Raw genomic sequence first — 16,362 nt, 5'->3', positions numbered from 1 at the left:
TCTGGAGACAACATAAAAGATAGAGAAATCCGACTTTGAATGAATTCAAAGTCGGATTTCTCATGAATTGAAGCTAGTTATGTCCCAGCCTCTTTTCCCATATCTTTATAAATAGACATCAATTTTTTCCTTGTTAAATAAAAGGGCATGAGCGTTTTTTACTTTTTCCTCTACATAATCTAATGAATACTGTCCATAGGAATCGGTTAAATCGCCAATTGCACGCGATAAATTATCAATAACAGGAATTATCGTTTCTGAGTGAGTAAGTTTTTCACCTTTATTCATTTTATCAGTAATTTCATGAGCAAGATGTTGAATCTTTCTTAGTCGCAATTTTTCAGATTGCATGGAATCCTCCTTATTGAGCCATTTTATGATGCTTAAATATATGTCAAACAGTATGATTTCATGAATGGTTCTGGCAGGCGTTCAAATTGCTCAGGTCCGTTCTTGGAAGTGATTAGGTATGACTCAAAAGTGATCGGGTAATCCTCAAAAACTGCTCAAGCCCAACAACCGACTGCTCAGGCGGAGTCCCAAAAATGTCTCATATTATTTTTTAGGTAATGTAATAATAAACGTTGTCCCATTAGAAGGTTCGCTCTGTACTGAGATAGAGCCATTATGAGCTTGAACGAGTTTATAAACAATCGCCATGCCCAGTCCAGTACCTTCAGAAGAAGATTCTGTAGTAGTACCACGATAATATTGTTGGAATATATTTTCCATCATGTGTTGAGACATACCTACGCCATTATCCACAATGTGGATTTCTACATGCTCTGTCCTATTAAAAATCTGTGTATAAATATCTGTATTAGGTGGATTGTGGATAACGGCATTCATCAGAATGTTTTGTAAAATGCGTTGCATGAATTTCGTATCAAAGTCAATGTTTATAACAGATGTATCAGTTTTAAAATGCAATATATAGTCATTGGACGGTGGATTGTTGCTTATATTAGCAACAATTCTTTTAGAGAAATCCACAATATCCTGCTTGGTTTTATGCAAGGGTAACTGACCATCTGTATGATTAAACTGAATGACGAGACTTAAATCTTGAATAAGTTCCTCCATATGCTTGCCTTTATCCGCAATCTCTTGAATAAAGGAACGAGCTTCCTCCTTGGACCAATCGTATTGATCGTTTAATAGTAAGGTAGAGTAGCCTGTAATATACGTTAATGGCGTTTTTAAATCATGTGATATACCGGCAATCCATTCTTGTTTTGCCTGTTCAACCTTGTTACGTTCTGTTTTAGCAGCTTTTAATTTTCCAGATAAAGATTGTAGATGTTGAAGTATCTCTTGATATAACATATAACGCATACGGAGCTTTTTTTTGCGTGTATAGATTTTTGATAGTCCAACAGGTTTTGTATAGTTTTCTTGTGATAGCTGATGGATCCAAGACATTATAAAACCAAGAGGGCCCCCGAAATACCAACCAAATACAGCAATACAAACAATAGTGCTAAATCCGAAAATCCATGCGACTAGTAGACTCTGATAAGCTTCACTAACAGATTTTTTTAGGAGTGGGAGAATACCTTCAAGCCCGATCACAATACAAATTCCACTCAATAGCATCCACAGAATAATCCCCAGTGCAAGGTGTAACGTAAATCGAGTGTTTATTCGCATAGTGAATCCTCTTTCGGTGGAATGAATTTATAGCCAATGCCCCTTAAATTCACAATTATTTTAGGTTTGCGCGTATCATCCCCAAGTTTTTTCCTTAGTTTTGAAATATGAATCGTGACGGTTTTCTCCTCACCATATACATCATTTCCCCACACGAATTCGTAAAGCTGTGAAGTTGTAAAAATACGATTTGGATTTTTACAAAAGAAGTGAAGCAACTCTAGCTCTTTAGCTGTACATTCGACGGGCTGATTGTTAACGGTTAATGTAGCAGATTCAGGATTAAGAGCAAAATAACCGAAATCAAATTTTGTAGTCTGCTGATGTTGAGAACTTTCATACATTTTTTGACGTCGAAGGATGACCTTTATTCGAGCGACGACCTCTAAAGGATTAAAAGGCTTTGTAATATAATCATCTCCGCCGATACCTAATCCCGTTAATTTATCAAAATCGGTAGAGCGAGCACTGACAAAAATAATGGGTGTATTTGTATGCTTGCGTATTTCTGTGCAAAGTTCAAAACCACTTATATCTGGTAGCATGATATCGAGCAAAATAATATCGTAATGATTGTCTTTGACAAGCTGTAGTGTACTTTTGCCTGTTGAAGCAGTATCAATATGGATAAAGTTTTCTTTCCGTAACGTAATTTCTAATAATTTTAATATACCAATCTCATCATCTACGATTAAGATTTTTTCAGCAGTTTCCATTTTTATCCCTCGTTTCAAACTCATCATATCAGCTTCTGATCCTTTTATCCTTACTCTCTTGAAAAAATTACTGTCATTTTCCATCGAATTTACTTTGATTTTACTTTCGTTTATTAAGCTGAATGTAATAAATTCAAAACGATAAGGAGTACATAACATGGAAACTGTTATTCAACTATATCAATTAAGTAAGAGCTTTAAAGGAGTCGAAACCGTCTCAAATGTCAATATGAACGTTAAGAAAGGGGAGATTTATGGGTTTCTAGGTCCGAATGGGGCTGGAAAAACAACGATTATGAAGATGATTTTAAACTTAGTAAAACCAACTTCAGGTGATATTAAAATATTGAATCAATCCATTTCTACTACTTCCTATCAATACTTGAGCAAAATAGGCAGTATTATCGAGTACCCGGAATTTTACGACAGGCTAACAGCGAAGGAGAATTTAGAGCTTCACTGTGAGTATATTGGAGTTTATGAAAAAGGAGCTACCGAAGAGGCATTAGAAATAGTAGGTCTTAATGGTGTTGAACATAAAAAAATACATGAATTTTCTCTAGGGATGAAGCAAAGATTAGGCATCGCACGTGCCATTGTTGCTAAACCGGAAATTCTTATTTTGGATGAGCCGATTAATGGTCTTGATCCAATCGGTATTAAAGATATTCGAGAGCTCTTGCTATATCTAAAGGAGAAGCTAGGAATCACCATTTTAATATCAAGTCATATCGTATCAGAAATTGAATCAATCGCAGATACAATTGGCATCCTTCATCATGGAAAATTATTAAAGGAAGTAAAAATGGACGATATTCGAAAAGAGAACATGGAATATCTGGAGATTAAAATAGACGATGTGGAAAAAGCGATTCATGTGCTAGAGAACAAGTTAGGAATTCGAAAATATGAAATTGTCAATCAGCATTGTATTCGAATTTTTGAACATGGCATTTCTCAATCTCAAATTAATAAAGAGCTTATATTCAATAACATTGCTGTCATTGGCATTGAAAAACAGCAACAGCATTTAGAAGAGTATTTCTTAAACCTTATTAATGGAGGGAATCAAATTGCTTAAACTTTTAAGACTTGAATGGAAAAAGAATAGTATGTCTAGCTATTTTAAAGGCTTAACCATTTGTATTATTGGAATTTTTGCGGCAGTTGCACTTATGGCAGTTGGTTCTGCAGATGAAAAGATGTTTCAAGATTATACAGATTTTATGTCTTTGACAACTATATTAATTCGCATTGTTTTTATCATTTTTTCGAGTGTGATTTTATCTCGTTTAGTCATTGACGAATACAAAAATAAGACGGTTCAATTATTATTTACGTATCCGTTAAAAAGGAAAAAAATTATTTTTGCTAAGCTGTCTTTAGTTTGCGGATTTTGTTTCTTTAGCATTATCATTGCGACCTTAATGATGAATATCGCTGTTTATTTTTTAAATCCAATGATGAACTTCTTTGAATCTCCCGTTGAGATACAGGAGATGGTAGCTACTATACCTTCTACCTTGATCATTGCTTTTATGATGGCTGGGGTAAGTCTAATTCCTTTGTACTTTGGTATGCGGAAAAAATCAACAGCTGCGACAATTACATCCGCTGTTTTAATTGGATTTTTGATTAATGCAACGGTTTCAAATGGGGATACATCTACAAGTTTATCTCAATTTATCATTGTCCCAACAATAATGTGTCTATTAGGGCTTATTATCGGCTATCTGTCCTATTATAAAGTCGACAAAGTAGATTTAACCTAAAAATGAGAAATGAGTATGTAATGTGAAAAAAGCAATCATAGCATTGATATTCGTTATGGCGATAGGAGGAATATTCTTCACGCTGAAAATAAATGGAGAAAAGAGCATAACTGAAGAACAGTCCTTTGATGTTGAGCAAATTAAAGAACTAGAACTAAACATAGAGTCCTGGGATATAGCATTAGAAAATACAGAATCTGATAAACTAACAATTGAATTTGACAGTAAGCAACAACAAAAGCAGCAAAGTAATCCTGTTGAAATTAAGAAAGACGGAAATAAAGTAAAGGTTCTTCAACAAGACACTGAAAAAGGGGCTATGAAAAATTTTAGCTTTGGAAAAAAAGCTACTATTCATATTTCGATCCCTGAAAATGCAGTGAAGAAGATTGCATTAAAAAATAGCTATGGTGATATTAAAATTAACAACATTGAAACACAAGAACTTACAATCTCTACGAGTTCTGGCGCTAAAATCATTAAAGGACTATCGGCTGATAAAGGTACAATTACATCAAAAGATGGTGAATTAAGTATCGTAGACAGTTCTTTAAATGAATTAACGATAGCTGCTACAAATGGTGATAGCTACATTACTAGAGTTAACAGTCCGAAAACGAAAATTACTTCGACTAGCGGTGAAGTCTTAATGAAAGAAATTAGCGAAGGAAGAGCACTATTTGTAGAAACGGCTTCTGGAGATATTACGATCTCATATAAAGAGGCACCGAAATCATTAGAGCTTATAGCGAACAGTGATTCATCTGACATAAGCGTGAATTTAGAAGGTTACCAGAAAGAAGAACATACGGATCAATTAAAGAAAGGTAAGATTGGTGATGCGTCAAACAAATTGGAACTAATTAGAAATGGAGGTATAATTACTGTAAAATAAAAACTTACAATCTGTGAGGTAAATGCATCATGTTAAGACGAGAACTTGTTTCAAAAGTGATGTGCTCGATTGGTATGAAAAACTTCGAGCAACTTTTACCGATATGGAGTTAAAGTTTGAGGGTGGAGAGTCAAGTAATGAAGCGATGGAGCGTATCGTTAACGCAGTTGAGGAAACTTTCAAAAGTGAGTCCGAACATACAATTATCGTTAGTCATGGAAATACAATTACCTTACTGTTGAAAAATTACCATAATGATGTAGACTTTCAATTTTGGACTCAATTAAGAAATCCAGATGTTTTTAGGCTAAGTGTTAAGAATCATGAAATGACTTTAGAACGTATATGGGAATGACGAAAATTTCCTTCCTATTTAATAAAAGTTGGATGTCATTAGTTAAAACGTATTCCGTGTGTAAAGTTGATTTTCCGTTCCGACTGGGCCCAGTCGGAACGGAAATCAACCCTACATTAGGTGATGTGTTAAATTTTGAGTTGTAAAGTTAATTATAAAATTTTATGTAAATGTATTTTTTGGTAAAAGGAAGGGAGGGAGAAAGATGGATAGGTTATTGCAAGAGATCGTTACTTGGATCAAAAAGGAAGATAGATCAATTGTTATTGGTATTTCAGGACATGGTGCAGCAGGAAAAACAACATTTGCTAATAAACTTATCAACTGTTTAAACCAAAGTGAAGTGAATTATATTAATACAGACCCGTATATTGTTAGTTCGGATATACGCAAGCATACAATTATCAACTATACTTTTCGAAACGAACAGCATCATTTTAAAATGACCGCTTGCCATCCAGCTGCACATCATTTACCTTCTTTGGAAAGGGATGTTCAGATGGTTAGAGAAGGTCTGGATTTATTGACAATTGATACGCACTATATGAAAAGTGCGTTAATTTCTTCAAAAACTAAAATAACCATTGTTGAGGGAATGAGTGTAGCATTTATTAATCCGAGATTATTTGATTTAAAAATTTATTTTTATACAGATGGTGAGACGGAATTGAAGAGAAGGTCGAGTCGTGATGTAATTGAGAGGGGAACTGATATCAATTATTTAAAGCACTCCCATGAAGAACGTCGAATCCAATATGAATTGTTTATGCATTCGTATAGTCAGCATTTTGATATCATTTTTAAAACTTTTGATGAAACAGTATGTCTAGAAAAAAATACTTTTAAATTTTAACTATAGTAAAAGCCTTCAACTCATTTAATATTGAAATTTCATCTTGTTCAATAGATTCTATATAGGACAGGAGTGCTTTCATGTTCCTCAATAATTCCGATCTGAGATAGGGTTGGTAAATGTATCGTTTTCAAAAGGCTCATACAGCTTTACTATGCTTACTTTAGAAGAAACTTGTTTTTTACTTTTTGAGTTTTTTTAATAATCTATCATGTAATTTTGTAAATAGCAGTAAAGTCAAAATTGTTCCAAGGAAGGCCGAAAGCATGTCCCATTGTGCATCCCAGCGATCGCCCTGCATACCTAAAAAATCTTTGGCTCCTTTACTACCTTTTGAAATTCTTGTACTGAGCCATTCAATAATTTCATAGAGAGCAGCAATAGCAAGCATAATGCTTATTGTTATGCCTGTTAACCAAGCACCTTTTACTAGTGGTGTTTTTCGTATTAATATTTCTCTTATGACAATGGCCATCAAACCTTTTAAGAAATGCCCAAATCGATCGTAGTCATTGCGTTTTAAGTGAAACTCCTCTTTAATCCAGTTGAAAAGTGGAACCTCCGAATAAGTATAGTGCCCACCAATAAATGTTAAAATAGACAAAAGGGCAATGATAAAATAAGAAAACGTTGTAAAGCGAAACTTGTTATAAATGGCGATTACAATAATAATGGCAACGACAGCAGGACTTACTTCTGCAACCCAGTCCAAATAGGATGCTGGTTTTATGACAGACCACACGAAAATGATAAGTACTATTAACAACAAGATTACATGTGTTTTCCGATGTTTATCTTTTTCCAAAACGAACACTCCTTTTGTCTAAAGTATAGGGATATAGTAAATAGCTTATACACCTTTACATAAGACAGGAGTAAAAAAGCGCCTAGTCATATTGCACTGACGCTTTGTAAAAAAATTGTTATACCATTTTTAATAACGCCTCTACGCCAGACATTCCTTCAGTAATACCAAGTTGATGCGCTTCATATGTCACGGATTCTAATGGAGCCGTCAATAGCTCATCAATTGTTTTCACACCAACTGCTCGACCAGCAATAATCTTGCGGTCTGCTAAACGATCATTTAATAGTCCAACATCTAAAGCTCCACACATAATGTAGCCCGTATCATTTGAAATTGTCAGCAGTGTTGTTTTAGGTAGTTGAACAATTATCGCAGTAAAAAAATTGCCTTTAATCATAATAGGCTCAATTGTTACCATCCGAAATCACTCCTTTTCTCTATATACATATGGCAATAGATAAAAAGGTGTTCGACATTTTCACTAAAAAATTATTTGTTATCTAAAACGAACGACGCAAATGTATTATCCTCGATCATAACTTTTAAAAACCTTATAAATGATGTCACAACTGATTAAGTGAATTCGTTATAAGGTAAAAAAGGAGGAGTTATGATGAAGAATATTGTCATTGTAGGCGGAGGTTATGCAGGAATAAATTTATTAGAGGGATTAAAAAAGGAATTTCAAGGTCAAATTGGGAAATCAGTAAGAGTTATTTTAATTGATAAAAATAGTTATCATTTTAAAAAAGTATTACTTGTTCGGGCTGCGATAAGGGATATAAATTTGAAAACACCTTTTAGCGAATACTGTCAGAACGGAATCGAATTTATTCAAGGGGAAGCATTAGCTCTTCAGAAGCAAAATCAACAAATTACTATTAAGATGGAAAACGAGAAAACTATAAATTTATATTATGATTACTTGGTGCTGGCATTTGGAAGTGTAATTAGAGAGGTATCTAAAGGTTTTGGTGGAATAGCTTTAAAAGATAAGCAGAGCTCCATAGAAATAAAAGAACAACTATTGTCACTGATGGAATCATTTAAAGCCCTTGAGAAATCACAACAAAACCAAAGTTTATTTAAGGTAGCTGTTGTAGGTGGAGGAATCGCAGGTATTGAAACAGCTGCTGAAATTGCTGTGTGGTCTAAAGAAAAGTTGGTAGAAGCAGGTGTTAACCCAAGTTTAGTGGAAGTTTTACTTTTTGATTCAAAGGATCGACTTTTACCAGAAGCACCTGTGAAAGTAAGTGAAAAACTCGTCAGTCATCTTAAAAATATTGGGGTAGTCATCAAAAATAAAATAAGGGTTTCTCATTGTAAAGATGGTCAGTTATCTACTAATGATGGCCAAAAATATTCTGTAGGAACTTGTATCTTTAATCCTGGGGTAGAAGCAAATCCAATTATTTCTAGATTAGGTTTACCCATCTCAGAAGAACATCGAATTATTGTTAATCATTCCTATCAGGTTAAAGATGAGGAACACATTTATTCCATTGGTGATTGCGCATTAGTAGTAGATTATAAAAATAATCATCCAGATGGTATGACATGTAAGGAAGCTATTCCACAAGCGGCAAGGCTAAGTAAAATATTGAAGGCATCAATAAACCAAACACCAGTGAACATATTACACGAATCATATCCCGTAAAATTCTTTTGTATTAGTTTAGGACCAAATAACGGGTTTATGTGGACACAAAAATGGGGGCTTGATTTTACGATAACTGGAAAAATAGGTGCAAGAATAAGAAACTATACTTGGGAATTAGCAAGTCTTCAAAAATAAACAGCATATGAGGTGAGCAATGGATAATGAGTTAATAAGTCAGCTGTATAAAGAGTATAAATCACTGCTTTTTTCAATTGCCTATCGCATGACAGGTAGTGCATCAGATGCCGAGGATGTCGTACAGGATGTATTTGCACAGATAGGGAAAAACGGAGTAAATCATATGGACAATATAAAAGCTCTTTTATGCAAAATGGTGACGAATCGTTGCTTGGATTTGTTAAAGTCTTCAAGGAAAAAGAGAGAATTATATACGGGAACATGGCTGCCTGAACCTCTAGGATTACATGAGGATGATCCTTTGCTTACTATATTAAATGATACGAGTATTTCACTAGCAATTATGATTTTGTTTGATGAACTAAATCCAATTGAGCGGGCTATTTTTATTCTGAGAGAAGTTCTTGAGTATGAGTATCCAACAATTGCTGCAATCGTTGATAAAAGTGAGATAAATTGCAGGAAAATTTTAAGCAGAATAAAAAAGAAATTACCTGAGCTAGTTAGAAAAAATAGTATTGTTACAGACAAATTGGGAATAAAAAATACAGTGACTGTTTTCATGTCTGCTTTTCAACAAGGAAAGGTCAGTGAACTTGTTCATATTTTAAAAGAAGATGTTGTTTATTATGCAGATGGTGGAGGAAAGGCTACAGCTGCATTACATCCTATTTACGGTCGTGAAAAAGTTTTCCGTTTATTATCTGCTCTTTTCTGTAAGTTTGAAAATAATGAAGATAATTATACATTAGAATTGATGAACATTAATGGGACAACGGGCTTAGCATTAATATTCGAAAATAAAATTCAGGCAGTAATTGGCTTCGAAGTTGGACATGGACAAATCGAAGCAATTTATTATATGGTAAATCCTGAAAAGTTAAGATATGTTGCTGAAAATTGATTTATGCGTAAAAAGTTAAAAAGAATCAACTCGTTTTATATGAGTTGATTCTTCTTTTAAATTATTTTGTATAAGAAAGCATAGCAGTTTGCTTGAAATTTTTTAATGCAACCGTTGCCTCGTTTTTAGTTTTATACTCGAACATACGGTAAGTATTTTGTTCAAAAACTGTAATAATCCACATAATGAAAGATCCCCTTTGTTTGGTTTTTTTGTACTATAACAGATGGTGAATAAATTGATTTTATCTGTCATTGTTATATATCAGTTATGTCTTTTATTTTACATCAATTAGTGAAAAAAGAAAGTACTTTGTGAGTGTTTTCACATTTCGTTCAAAATATGACTGGGAATTTAATTTTTTTTGAAATAGGTAAGAGGAGAAAACAGCCAAACCTTCGCAAGTATAATTCAATGTAATTCGTAAATAGTAAGTTGACGGAGTTATGTGAATTTGAACTTGGGAGGTGATGCTTATGACACGTAAATATGTATTGGTTTTATCCCTTTGTTTTTTAATCATATCGGTATTTTTTACAGGGCTGACAACTTATGCGGATAAAGGTCGACCTTATTATGAGGAGACAGGGGAAGTTGTCTGGGATATTAACACAAAAGACAAAATTATTGCTCTTACCTTTGACGATGGACCTCATCCTAAATATACGGCAGCTATTTTAGATTTATTGGCAAAGTATGATGCAAAGGCTACGTTTTTTATTATTGGTAAAAATGCAGAAAAATATCCAGACCTTGTTTTACGATCTTATTCTGAAGGGCATGAGCTGGCCAATCATACGTATTCACATCCGTTTAAAGCTTCCGTAGCTGAATTACAGGCACAACTACGTAAGACAAAGGAAATAATTTATGGTATTACTGGATTTGCACCAGTTTTGTTTCGTCCTGTAGGCGGATACTATAATGATCAAATGATCAATTCCGCTGTTAAGGATGGATATAAAGTAGTTATGTGGTCTTGGCATCAGGATACTCAAGATTGGAAACAGCCAGGGGTTAACAAAATTGTCCGAAAAGTGATGAAGGGGTCAAAGCCTGGAGATGTTATTTTGTTTCATGATGGAGGCGGCGATCGTACGCAGACCATTAAGGCACTGGAAGAAATCTTACCAGAACTAAAAAAACAAGGTTATACATTTGTCACAATATCCGAGTTGATTAAAAGTAAACAGCAACAAGAGCAAGTGCAATAAGGAAAAACAAGCCATCTCAGCAGCATGAAATGGCTTGTTTTTTTTCCCTATGACAGTAAGACTGTCATTGCGCAGCGGATAGTATAATTAGTCATTTCAAAATTACCAAAATAATAGTGGTGCTAGTGCAATTCCGGCAACCGCTCCAAGTGCGATTCCAACGCCGAAACCTGCTCCGGCTCCTCCCCAACCCCAATAACCTAAACCATAACCGCCAAATCGTCTATCAGGTTGAATCCACACTTGTCTTCTATCCACCCTAGTTATTTCTCCGTAATGTACTCTGCCACCTCGTTCTTCAATTCTTACACGTTTACCATGATATTGACAACAAAGATTATAAGTATTAGCTGGATTCACAAACTATCCCTCCTTTCGACTTCCTTACAAGCTAATATATGCGGTTGCAATCATTATCACTAGCCGATTGTCTACTTCGAACATAAGCTATAGTAAGGAGGGAATGTATGTCAGTAATACCAACAGATAAGTGGCTCAATGAATTAAAAGCTAGTCAAAGGCTTAATGATAGTAAAAATCTTGAGGACTTACAACGCTCTATCCTTTGCGATCGTTTGGTAGAGATTTTTATTGGTGGATCTCCAGATGAAATACAATTTGAACTACAGCAACAGGGGCTTTTTAAATCACATGAAAAAATAGACATTACCAAGTTGAAAAAGCAAAACGTTTGGGAAGTAGTACAGAAGGAATTTATATATTTAAAAGAGAGATGGAGCGGACCAACTATACCAATCTATATCTTTCCAATCACACAAGAGCAAACGATTACTAATAAAAACGGTGTTGCCTATCCAAATGCTTTGTTTTTATATATTGGAGAGCTTGAAAAGCAGGAGCTTAAAGCGTTATTTGCGCATGAGTATAATCACGTTTGTCGTCTGCAATATTTAGATAAATCTCTAGATGAGGTGACGTTGTTAGATTCTTTAATTTTAGAGGGATTAGCAGAATGTGCAGTGGAGGAGATTTACGGTGATAGATGGTTAGCGCCATGGTTGAGGTCCTACTCATTAGATAACATGCTAGAAATTTGGAAGGGGCATTTTTTACCTCAAATCAATATACAAGGGTTAAACAATCATGCTGAATTTTTATATGGCGGAAAGGTTCCTCAATGGATAGGGTATTGCATTGGTTATGAAATAGTAAGGTCATATATTAGAAATCATTCAGCCAATAAACTGCATGTAAAAAGTTCAAAGGAAATACTTGCTGGATCTGATTTTCCATTATAAGACGATATCTATATAAAAATAGCCAGTTGCCGATTCACCACTCGACAACTGGTCTTTATTTTCATTTATAGGATTATCACCATAACGGGTGGTTGATTTCCGTTCCGGCTGGGCGCTTTGTTGCTGCCGCTTCGCTTTCGCACAGAAAAACATTTGTTGCTGCCGCTTCGCTTTCGCACAGAAAAACATTTGTTGCTGCCGCTTCGCTTTCGCACAGAGCAAAGCTTCCTGGGGGCGTCCGATGAGCCGCTTCGCTGCAGGGTATCGGGCCAATAGGATGTTGGTCACGAAGGAGTTATCACAGGACGTGATGCTTTTAGCCTTCGTTCCTCTATATCGCTAATCCCCAAGGAGTCGCCCAGCCTCCACTCCAATCACAAAGCATACGTTTTAAAAATATCATCTCCAACAATCGATGATGAGCTAGATAGCAATAATTCCTATTGCTACAGCAATGAATAGTAAAGTAATGCTCAATCCCCACATCCAGAAGAAAGAGTATTTTAAGTGTTTCCCCATTTCTAAGCCTGATAAGCCTAAAGCTAACCAAACAGCAGGGGCAAGTGGCGATACAAATGTACCTACAATATTACCAATAATCATTGCATAGGCAGTTGAAAGAGAATCAATATCGAAAGATAAGCCAATCTGTTCAACTACAGGGAATAAAGCGAAGTAATATGCATCCGTACTTAATAATAAATCAAATGGTACCCCTAAAACCCCGATAATGATATGTAAATAAGATGATAGGGCTGATGGTAGAATGTGTACGGCGTTGTTGGCAATTGCAGTTAACATCCCAGTACCATTAAGGATGCCTAAAAATAATCCAGCGGCAATAATGATAGACGCCATCGTTAAGGCATTCGGTGCATGTGCTTGTACACGTTCCATCTGTTCTTTAGGAGAACGATAGTTGATTGGTAAGGCGATGGCCACGCCAATTAAAAAGGCTAGTCCTGCTGGTAAAATACCTGCAACTAAAATTCCGATAACAAGAACCGTAACAATAGCATTAATCCACAATAGTTTTGGTCGTTGTAAGCTTGTGTCTACTTCTGATGAAACAACACCTTGTGTAATAGCATGATCATCATTTGTGAAGTCAAGGGTACCGTATTGTTTTAGAATACGGCGCTTTTCTCTAAAACCAAGGAACACCGCTAAAGTTATCATTAACACGACACCAATGATTTGAATAGTGATTAAAGGATACCAAAGTTCAGTGACATCCGTCTTTAAAACGGAAGCAACACGACCTAATGGACCACCCCAAGGAATCATATTTATAACTGCTGCAGCTCCCCCAACTAATAACAGCAATAGATATGGATTCATGCGTAAACGTAAATATAAAGGCAATAATGCTGGGATTGTAATTAAAAATGTTGAAGCACCAGAACCATCTAGTTGCGCCACTACAGCAATTATTACTGTTATTACTGCAACAACAATAATGTTTCCTTTTGAAAGCGCAATCATTTTATTGATCAATGGTTCGAATAATCCTACATCCTGCATAATACCAAAGAAAATAATCGCAAAGATAAACATAACAGCTACGTTCATCACAGAGCTTAATCCAGAACTAAAGAATTCTCCTAATTCATCAAAATTAAAGCCAGCTATAAATGCTGCCACGATAGGTGGTATTACCATTGCTACAAGTGGTGATACACGACCACTAATAAGCAGAGCAACAATAATAATAATTGTTAAAAATCCGATTATACTTAAACTCAAAAATATTTCCTCCCTTTGTGATCAATCATTCAGATTATTTAAAAAATATCATAGTGCCAAAGAGAGGAAAACAATATAGTCATATGTTAAATAAAGAATATAATATTAGTTTTGTTCATAAGTTCCACGATATACATATTTTCGTTCAGGTCTTCCGACGGTGCCGTAAATCAATTTTGTCTGTAAAAACTGTTCCCCAACTAAGTATTCTAAATAACGGCGGGCTGTTGAACGACTTGAACCGATGAGTTCGCTTAATTGTGAGGCTGTAAGCTCCTGGGTTTTGAGATCTTCGAAAATGCTTTTAACAATTTGTAATGTGTGCAAATCTATACCTTTTACAAACGTTTCTTCATCTATTATTTTAGTGCTAGATTCCCTATAAAATAATGAATCAAGATCCTTTTGAGTGACATTTTTGCTATTTTGAAATAAATGATGTTCCTGTAAATATTTTTGAAATGCTCTTTGAAGTCGTTGCTCTTCAAAGGGTTTTATTAAGTAATCTGAAATGCCTAAGTCCAATATATCCTTTATTAAACTTATTTCAGTTGCTGCAGAGATTACGATGATTTTTATAGATGGATAAAGATGGCGTATATGGCTTACTAATGAGCTACCTTCAACATCAGGAATATACAAATCTGTTAATACAATTTCAGGTAAACTAGAGGTCGTCTTTAGCTTTTCAATCGTTTCTTTTCCCGTACGTAAATTTTCAGTAACGATAAATCCTTTTATATTATGAACATAATCTGCGTGAATTTTTGCTACCCTAAAGTCATCCTCAATAATCCATACACTTTTTGATATTGTCATTCTCAACGTCTCCTTTAGGAACTATTATTAAAAAACATGCTCCTGATAAATCACCTGAATCCAATAAAATGTCTCCATTTATCTCCTGAAGGGCTTTCTTGCTTATAGCTAGTCCATGTCCGCGATCTAACCCTTCTTTTGTGGATACACCTTTTGTAAAAATTTTATCGTAAATATTATTATCAATACCCGGGCCATTATCTTGAATCTCAAATAAGTAATGGTTTTTATAATTGTTGATAGATAGTTGAATCACTTTATTTGAGGATTCCCAGCTTTTTAAAGTTTCAATAGCATTTTGAAGTACATTACCAAGAGCTGTTAAAATGGCATTTTCTTGCTGTTTGGATATTTCGATTGAGGGAGAAATTTCATTAAGCTCGAGTTTGATGCCTAGTTCTGCCGCTTCTGCAATTTTCCCCTGTATTAATGCAAGTAGAAGAGGGGTTGTTACATTGCTATTTAAAAAAGCCTGATTTTTAAGTTGTATGTTTCGTTCTTCTTTAATAAATTCAATAGCTTCGTTGTAATGCTTATGAACAAGCAAACCTAAAATGATATGGAGCTTATTAGCAAATTCATGAGTATATGCCCGTTGAACATTTGCATACTGCTTCATCTGTTTTAATTCATCAATGATTTTTTGAATATCTACTTTCTTTCTAAAGGTGTATAGGGAACCAATTTTCCTTTTCTTTTCAACTAAAGGCGTTTTATTTAAAATGATAATATGCTCATCAAGTGGTAGCTCTAAATTATGAATGTTTTTCTCTGCAACAATTTTAGGCGTAAAAATATGTTCAATTTTTGCACCCATCCAATCTGATAGAGACTTATTATGAGCGGAATCTAGCATTTCGTAAGCACTTCTATTAATAGTCGTAATTTGATTAAAGTGATCGACAGCTATTATACCCTCGGCTGTTGTTTCTAAAATGACCTTGTTTTGTTGATATAATTTAGCGATTTGAATAGGTTCCATATTAAACAATAATTTTTTAATATAAATGGAAATGGCTATTGCACCTAATATGCCTATTAAAAGAATAATTAAGGTGTATTTAATCCATTTGTGAATATAGCTTTCGATGATTGTGTCGATATTTTCTGTTAAAAAACCGACAGAAACAACACCAATAATTTTATTGTCTATTATGATGGGAGCTTTACCACGAATAGATTCGCCTAATGATCCCATGGTTTTAGAAATATAAGCTTGTCTATCTAGCAATGCGGCATCATTGTCTCCACCAACCATTTTCTCTCCAATTTTATCTTTTAAAGGATGTGAATAACGAATTCCTTGAGAATTTCCAACGACAATATATGCTGCGTCAGTTTCTTTTCTTAAAGGCTCGACAATTGGTTGGATAATTTCACTTGGATTTTCTTTATCAAATGCTGCAGTGATTTCTTCCATAGATGCGAGAGTTTTAGCAATATTTAATGCTTCCGCTCCCATCTGTTTTTCTGTCGTATCCCGGATATGCTCTTGCAATAGATACATGAACATGCCACATATTAAAAGGATTAGGATACTTATTAAAAAAATCATTCTAACCGTAAGAGATCG

20 protein-coding genes are annotated in these 16,362 nt (G+C 34.7%); 9 read left to right on the top strand and 11 right to left on the bottom strand.

Features of this window, described 5'->3' with window-relative positions; translation table 11 throughout:
- Window positions 1-105: 105 nt before the first annotated feature.
- From ACIPKN_RS21870 to ACIPKN_RS21860, 3 genes are all read right to left on the bottom strand, one after another.
- On the bottom strand, window positions 106-351 hold the full coding sequence (locus ACIPKN_RS21870; RefSeq protein ID WP_400940117.1) for a group-specific protein: 246 nt from the start codon (window positions 349-351) through the stop codon (window positions 106-108).
- 204 nt (window positions 352-555) lie between these two features.
- Window positions 556-1,650 (bottom strand): sensor histidine kinase, encoded by a 1,095-nt coding sequence (locus ACIPKN_RS21865; protein ID WP_400940115.1) that lies wholly within the window; start codon window positions 1,648-1,650, stop codon window positions 556-558.
- Window positions 1,641-2,366 (bottom strand): response regulator transcription factor, encoded by a 726-nt coding sequence (locus ACIPKN_RS21860; protein WP_142508641.1) that lies wholly within the window; start codon window positions 2,364-2,366, stop codon window positions 1,641-1,643. Before ACIPKN_RS21860 ends, ACIPKN_RS21865 begins: the two co-directional genes overlap by 10 nt.
- A gap of 157 nt (window positions 2,367-2,523) precedes the next feature.
- On the opposite strand from ACIPKN_RS21860, the gene ACIPKN_RS21855 reads away from it, so the two are divergent.
- The 5 genes from ACIPKN_RS21855 to ACIPKN_RS21835 all read left to right on the top strand — a co-directional run bounded on the left by ACIPKN_RS21855 (window position 2,524) and on the right by ACIPKN_RS21835 (window position 6,241).
- Window positions 2,524-3,447: an ATP-binding cassette domain-containing protein gene (locus tag ACIPKN_RS21855; RefSeq protein WP_400940112.1), complete on the top strand. Its 924-nt coding sequence runs from the start codon at window positions 2,524-2,526 to the stop codon at window positions 3,445-3,447.
- Window positions 3,440-4,138 carry an ABC transporter permease gene (locus ACIPKN_RS21850; RefSeq protein ID WP_400940109.1) on the top strand — a complete coding sequence of 233 codons (699 nt, stop codon included), beginning with the start codon at window positions 3,440-3,442 and terminating at the stop codon, window positions 4,136-4,138. The genes ACIPKN_RS21855 and ACIPKN_RS21850 overlap by 8 nt, the downstream gene beginning before the upstream one ends.
- A gap of 22 nt (window positions 4,139-4,160) precedes the next feature.
- On the top strand, window positions 4,161-5,033 hold the full coding sequence (locus tag ACIPKN_RS21845; protein WP_400940107.1) for a DUF4097 family beta strand repeat-containing protein: 873 nt from the start codon (window positions 4,161-4,163) through the stop codon (window positions 5,031-5,033).
- A 22-nt stretch (window positions 5,034-5,055) separates the two neighbouring features.
- Window positions 5,056-5,388: a histidine phosphatase family protein gene (locus tag ACIPKN_RS21840; protein ID WP_400940105.1), complete on the top strand. Its 333-nt coding sequence runs from the start codon at window positions 5,056-5,058 to the stop codon at window positions 5,386-5,388.
- 205 nt (window positions 5,389-5,593) lie between these two features.
- A complete protein-coding gene (locus ACIPKN_RS21835) occupies window positions 5,594-6,241 on the top strand; it encodes a uridine kinase family protein (protein ID WP_400940102.1) in 648 nt (215 codons plus the stop codon).
- 181 nt (window positions 6,242-6,422) lie between these two features.
- On the opposite strand, the gene ACIPKN_RS21830 is transcribed toward ACIPKN_RS21835, so the two are convergent.
- Together ACIPKN_RS21830 and ACIPKN_RS21825 are read right to left on the bottom strand one after the other, a co-directional pair.
- Window positions 6,423-7,046: a DUF2238 domain-containing protein gene (locus tag ACIPKN_RS21830; RefSeq protein WP_400940099.1), complete on the bottom strand. Its 624-nt coding sequence runs from the start codon at window positions 7,044-7,046 to the stop codon at window positions 6,423-6,425.
- Between the two features lie 118 nt (window positions 7,047-7,164).
- Window positions 7,165-7,467: a YunC family protein gene (locus ACIPKN_RS21825; RefSeq protein ID WP_132361317.1), complete on the bottom strand. Its 303-nt coding sequence runs from the start codon at window positions 7,465-7,467 to the stop codon at window positions 7,165-7,167.
- Window positions 7,468-7,659: 192 nt separating this feature from the next.
- Here ACIPKN_RS21825 and ACIPKN_RS21820 point away from each other — a divergent pair, with 192 nt between their 5' ends.
- Together ACIPKN_RS21820 and sigJ are read left to right on the top strand one after the other, a co-directional pair.
- On the top strand, window positions 7,660-8,844 hold the full coding sequence (locus ACIPKN_RS21820) for an NAD(P)/FAD-dependent oxidoreductase (RefSeq protein ID WP_400940097.1): 1,185 nt from the start codon (window positions 7,660-7,662) through the stop codon (window positions 8,842-8,844).
- A 19-nt stretch (window positions 8,845-8,863) separates the two neighbouring features.
- Window positions 8,864-9,751 carry an RNA polymerase sigma factor SigJ gene (gene sigJ / locus ACIPKN_RS21815; protein ID WP_400940095.1) on the top strand — a complete coding sequence of 296 codons (888 nt, stop codon included), beginning with the start codon at window positions 8,864-8,866 and terminating at the stop codon, window positions 9,749-9,751.
- A 61-nt stretch (window positions 9,752-9,812) separates the two neighbouring features.
- Here the strand turns inward: sigJ and ACIPKN_RS21810 are convergent, their stop codons facing one another.
- Window positions 9,813-9,935 carry a hypothetical protein gene (locus tag ACIPKN_RS21810; RefSeq protein ID WP_256469487.1) on the bottom strand — a complete coding sequence of 41 codons (123 nt, stop codon included), beginning with the start codon at window positions 9,933-9,935 and terminating at the stop codon, window positions 9,813-9,815.
- A gap of 292 nt (window positions 9,936-10,227) precedes the next feature.
- On the opposite strand from ACIPKN_RS21810, the gene ACIPKN_RS21805 reads away from it, so the two are divergent.
- Complete coding sequence (locus ACIPKN_RS21805; RefSeq protein ID WP_400940092.1) at window positions 10,228-10,965, top strand: polysaccharide deacetylase family protein; 738 nt, start codon at window positions 10,228-10,230, stop codon at window positions 10,963-10,965.
- Window positions 10,966-11,067: 102 nt separating this feature from the next.
- Here the strand turns inward: ACIPKN_RS21805 and ACIPKN_RS21800 are convergent, their stop codons facing one another.
- Window positions 11,068-11,325, bottom strand: coding sequence for a hypothetical protein (locus ACIPKN_RS21800; protein WP_142508634.1), 258 nt, complete (start codon window positions 11,323-11,325; stop codon window positions 11,068-11,070).
- 107 nt (window positions 11,326-11,432) lie between these two features.
- On the opposite strand from ACIPKN_RS21800, the gene ACIPKN_RS21795 reads away from it, so the two are divergent.
- A complete protein-coding gene (locus ACIPKN_RS21795; protein WP_400940089.1) occupies window positions 11,433-12,224 on the top strand; it encodes a DUF2268 domain-containing putative Zn-dependent protease in 792 nt (263 codons plus the stop codon).
- On the opposite strand, the gene ACIPKN_RS21790 is transcribed toward ACIPKN_RS21795, so the two are convergent.
- The 4 genes from ACIPKN_RS21790 to ACIPKN_RS21775 all read right to left on the bottom strand — a co-directional run bounded on the left by ACIPKN_RS21790 (window position 12,219) and on the right by ACIPKN_RS21775 (window position 16,296).
- Window positions 12,219-12,512 (bottom strand): hypothetical protein, encoded by a 294-nt coding sequence (locus tag ACIPKN_RS21790; RefSeq protein WP_400940087.1) that lies wholly within the window; start codon window positions 12,510-12,512, stop codon window positions 12,219-12,221. The two genes, ACIPKN_RS21795 and ACIPKN_RS21790, sit on opposite strands and share 6 nt — an antisense overlap.
- 135 nt (window positions 12,513-12,647) lie before the next feature.
- Window positions 12,648-13,970, bottom strand: a complete 1,323-nt coding sequence (locus tag ACIPKN_RS21785; RefSeq protein WP_142508632.1) for a CitMHS family transporter — start codon at window positions 13,968-13,970, stop codon at window positions 12,648-12,650.
- Between the two features lie 105 nt (window positions 13,971-14,075).
- Window positions 14,076-14,789 (bottom strand): response regulator, encoded by a 714-nt coding sequence (locus ACIPKN_RS21780; protein ID WP_400940084.1) that lies wholly within the window; start codon window positions 14,787-14,789, stop codon window positions 14,076-14,078.
- Entirely contained in the window at window positions 14,758-16,296 is a 1,539-nt protein-coding gene (locus tag ACIPKN_RS21775) for an ATP-binding protein (RefSeq protein WP_400940130.1), read from the bottom strand. The genes ACIPKN_RS21780 and ACIPKN_RS21775 overlap by 32 nt, the downstream gene beginning before the upstream one ends.
- Window positions 16,297-16,362: the final 66 nt, after the last annotated feature.

It is taken from the genome of Lysinibacillus sp. NPDC086135 (assembly GCF_044746345.1).
Taxonomy (GTDB): Bacteria; Bacillota; Bacilli; order Bacillales_A; family Planococcaceae; genus Lysinibacillus.
Note: the sequence above shows the minus strand (reverse complement) of the source record. Positions and strands in the feature narration are given on the sequence as shown.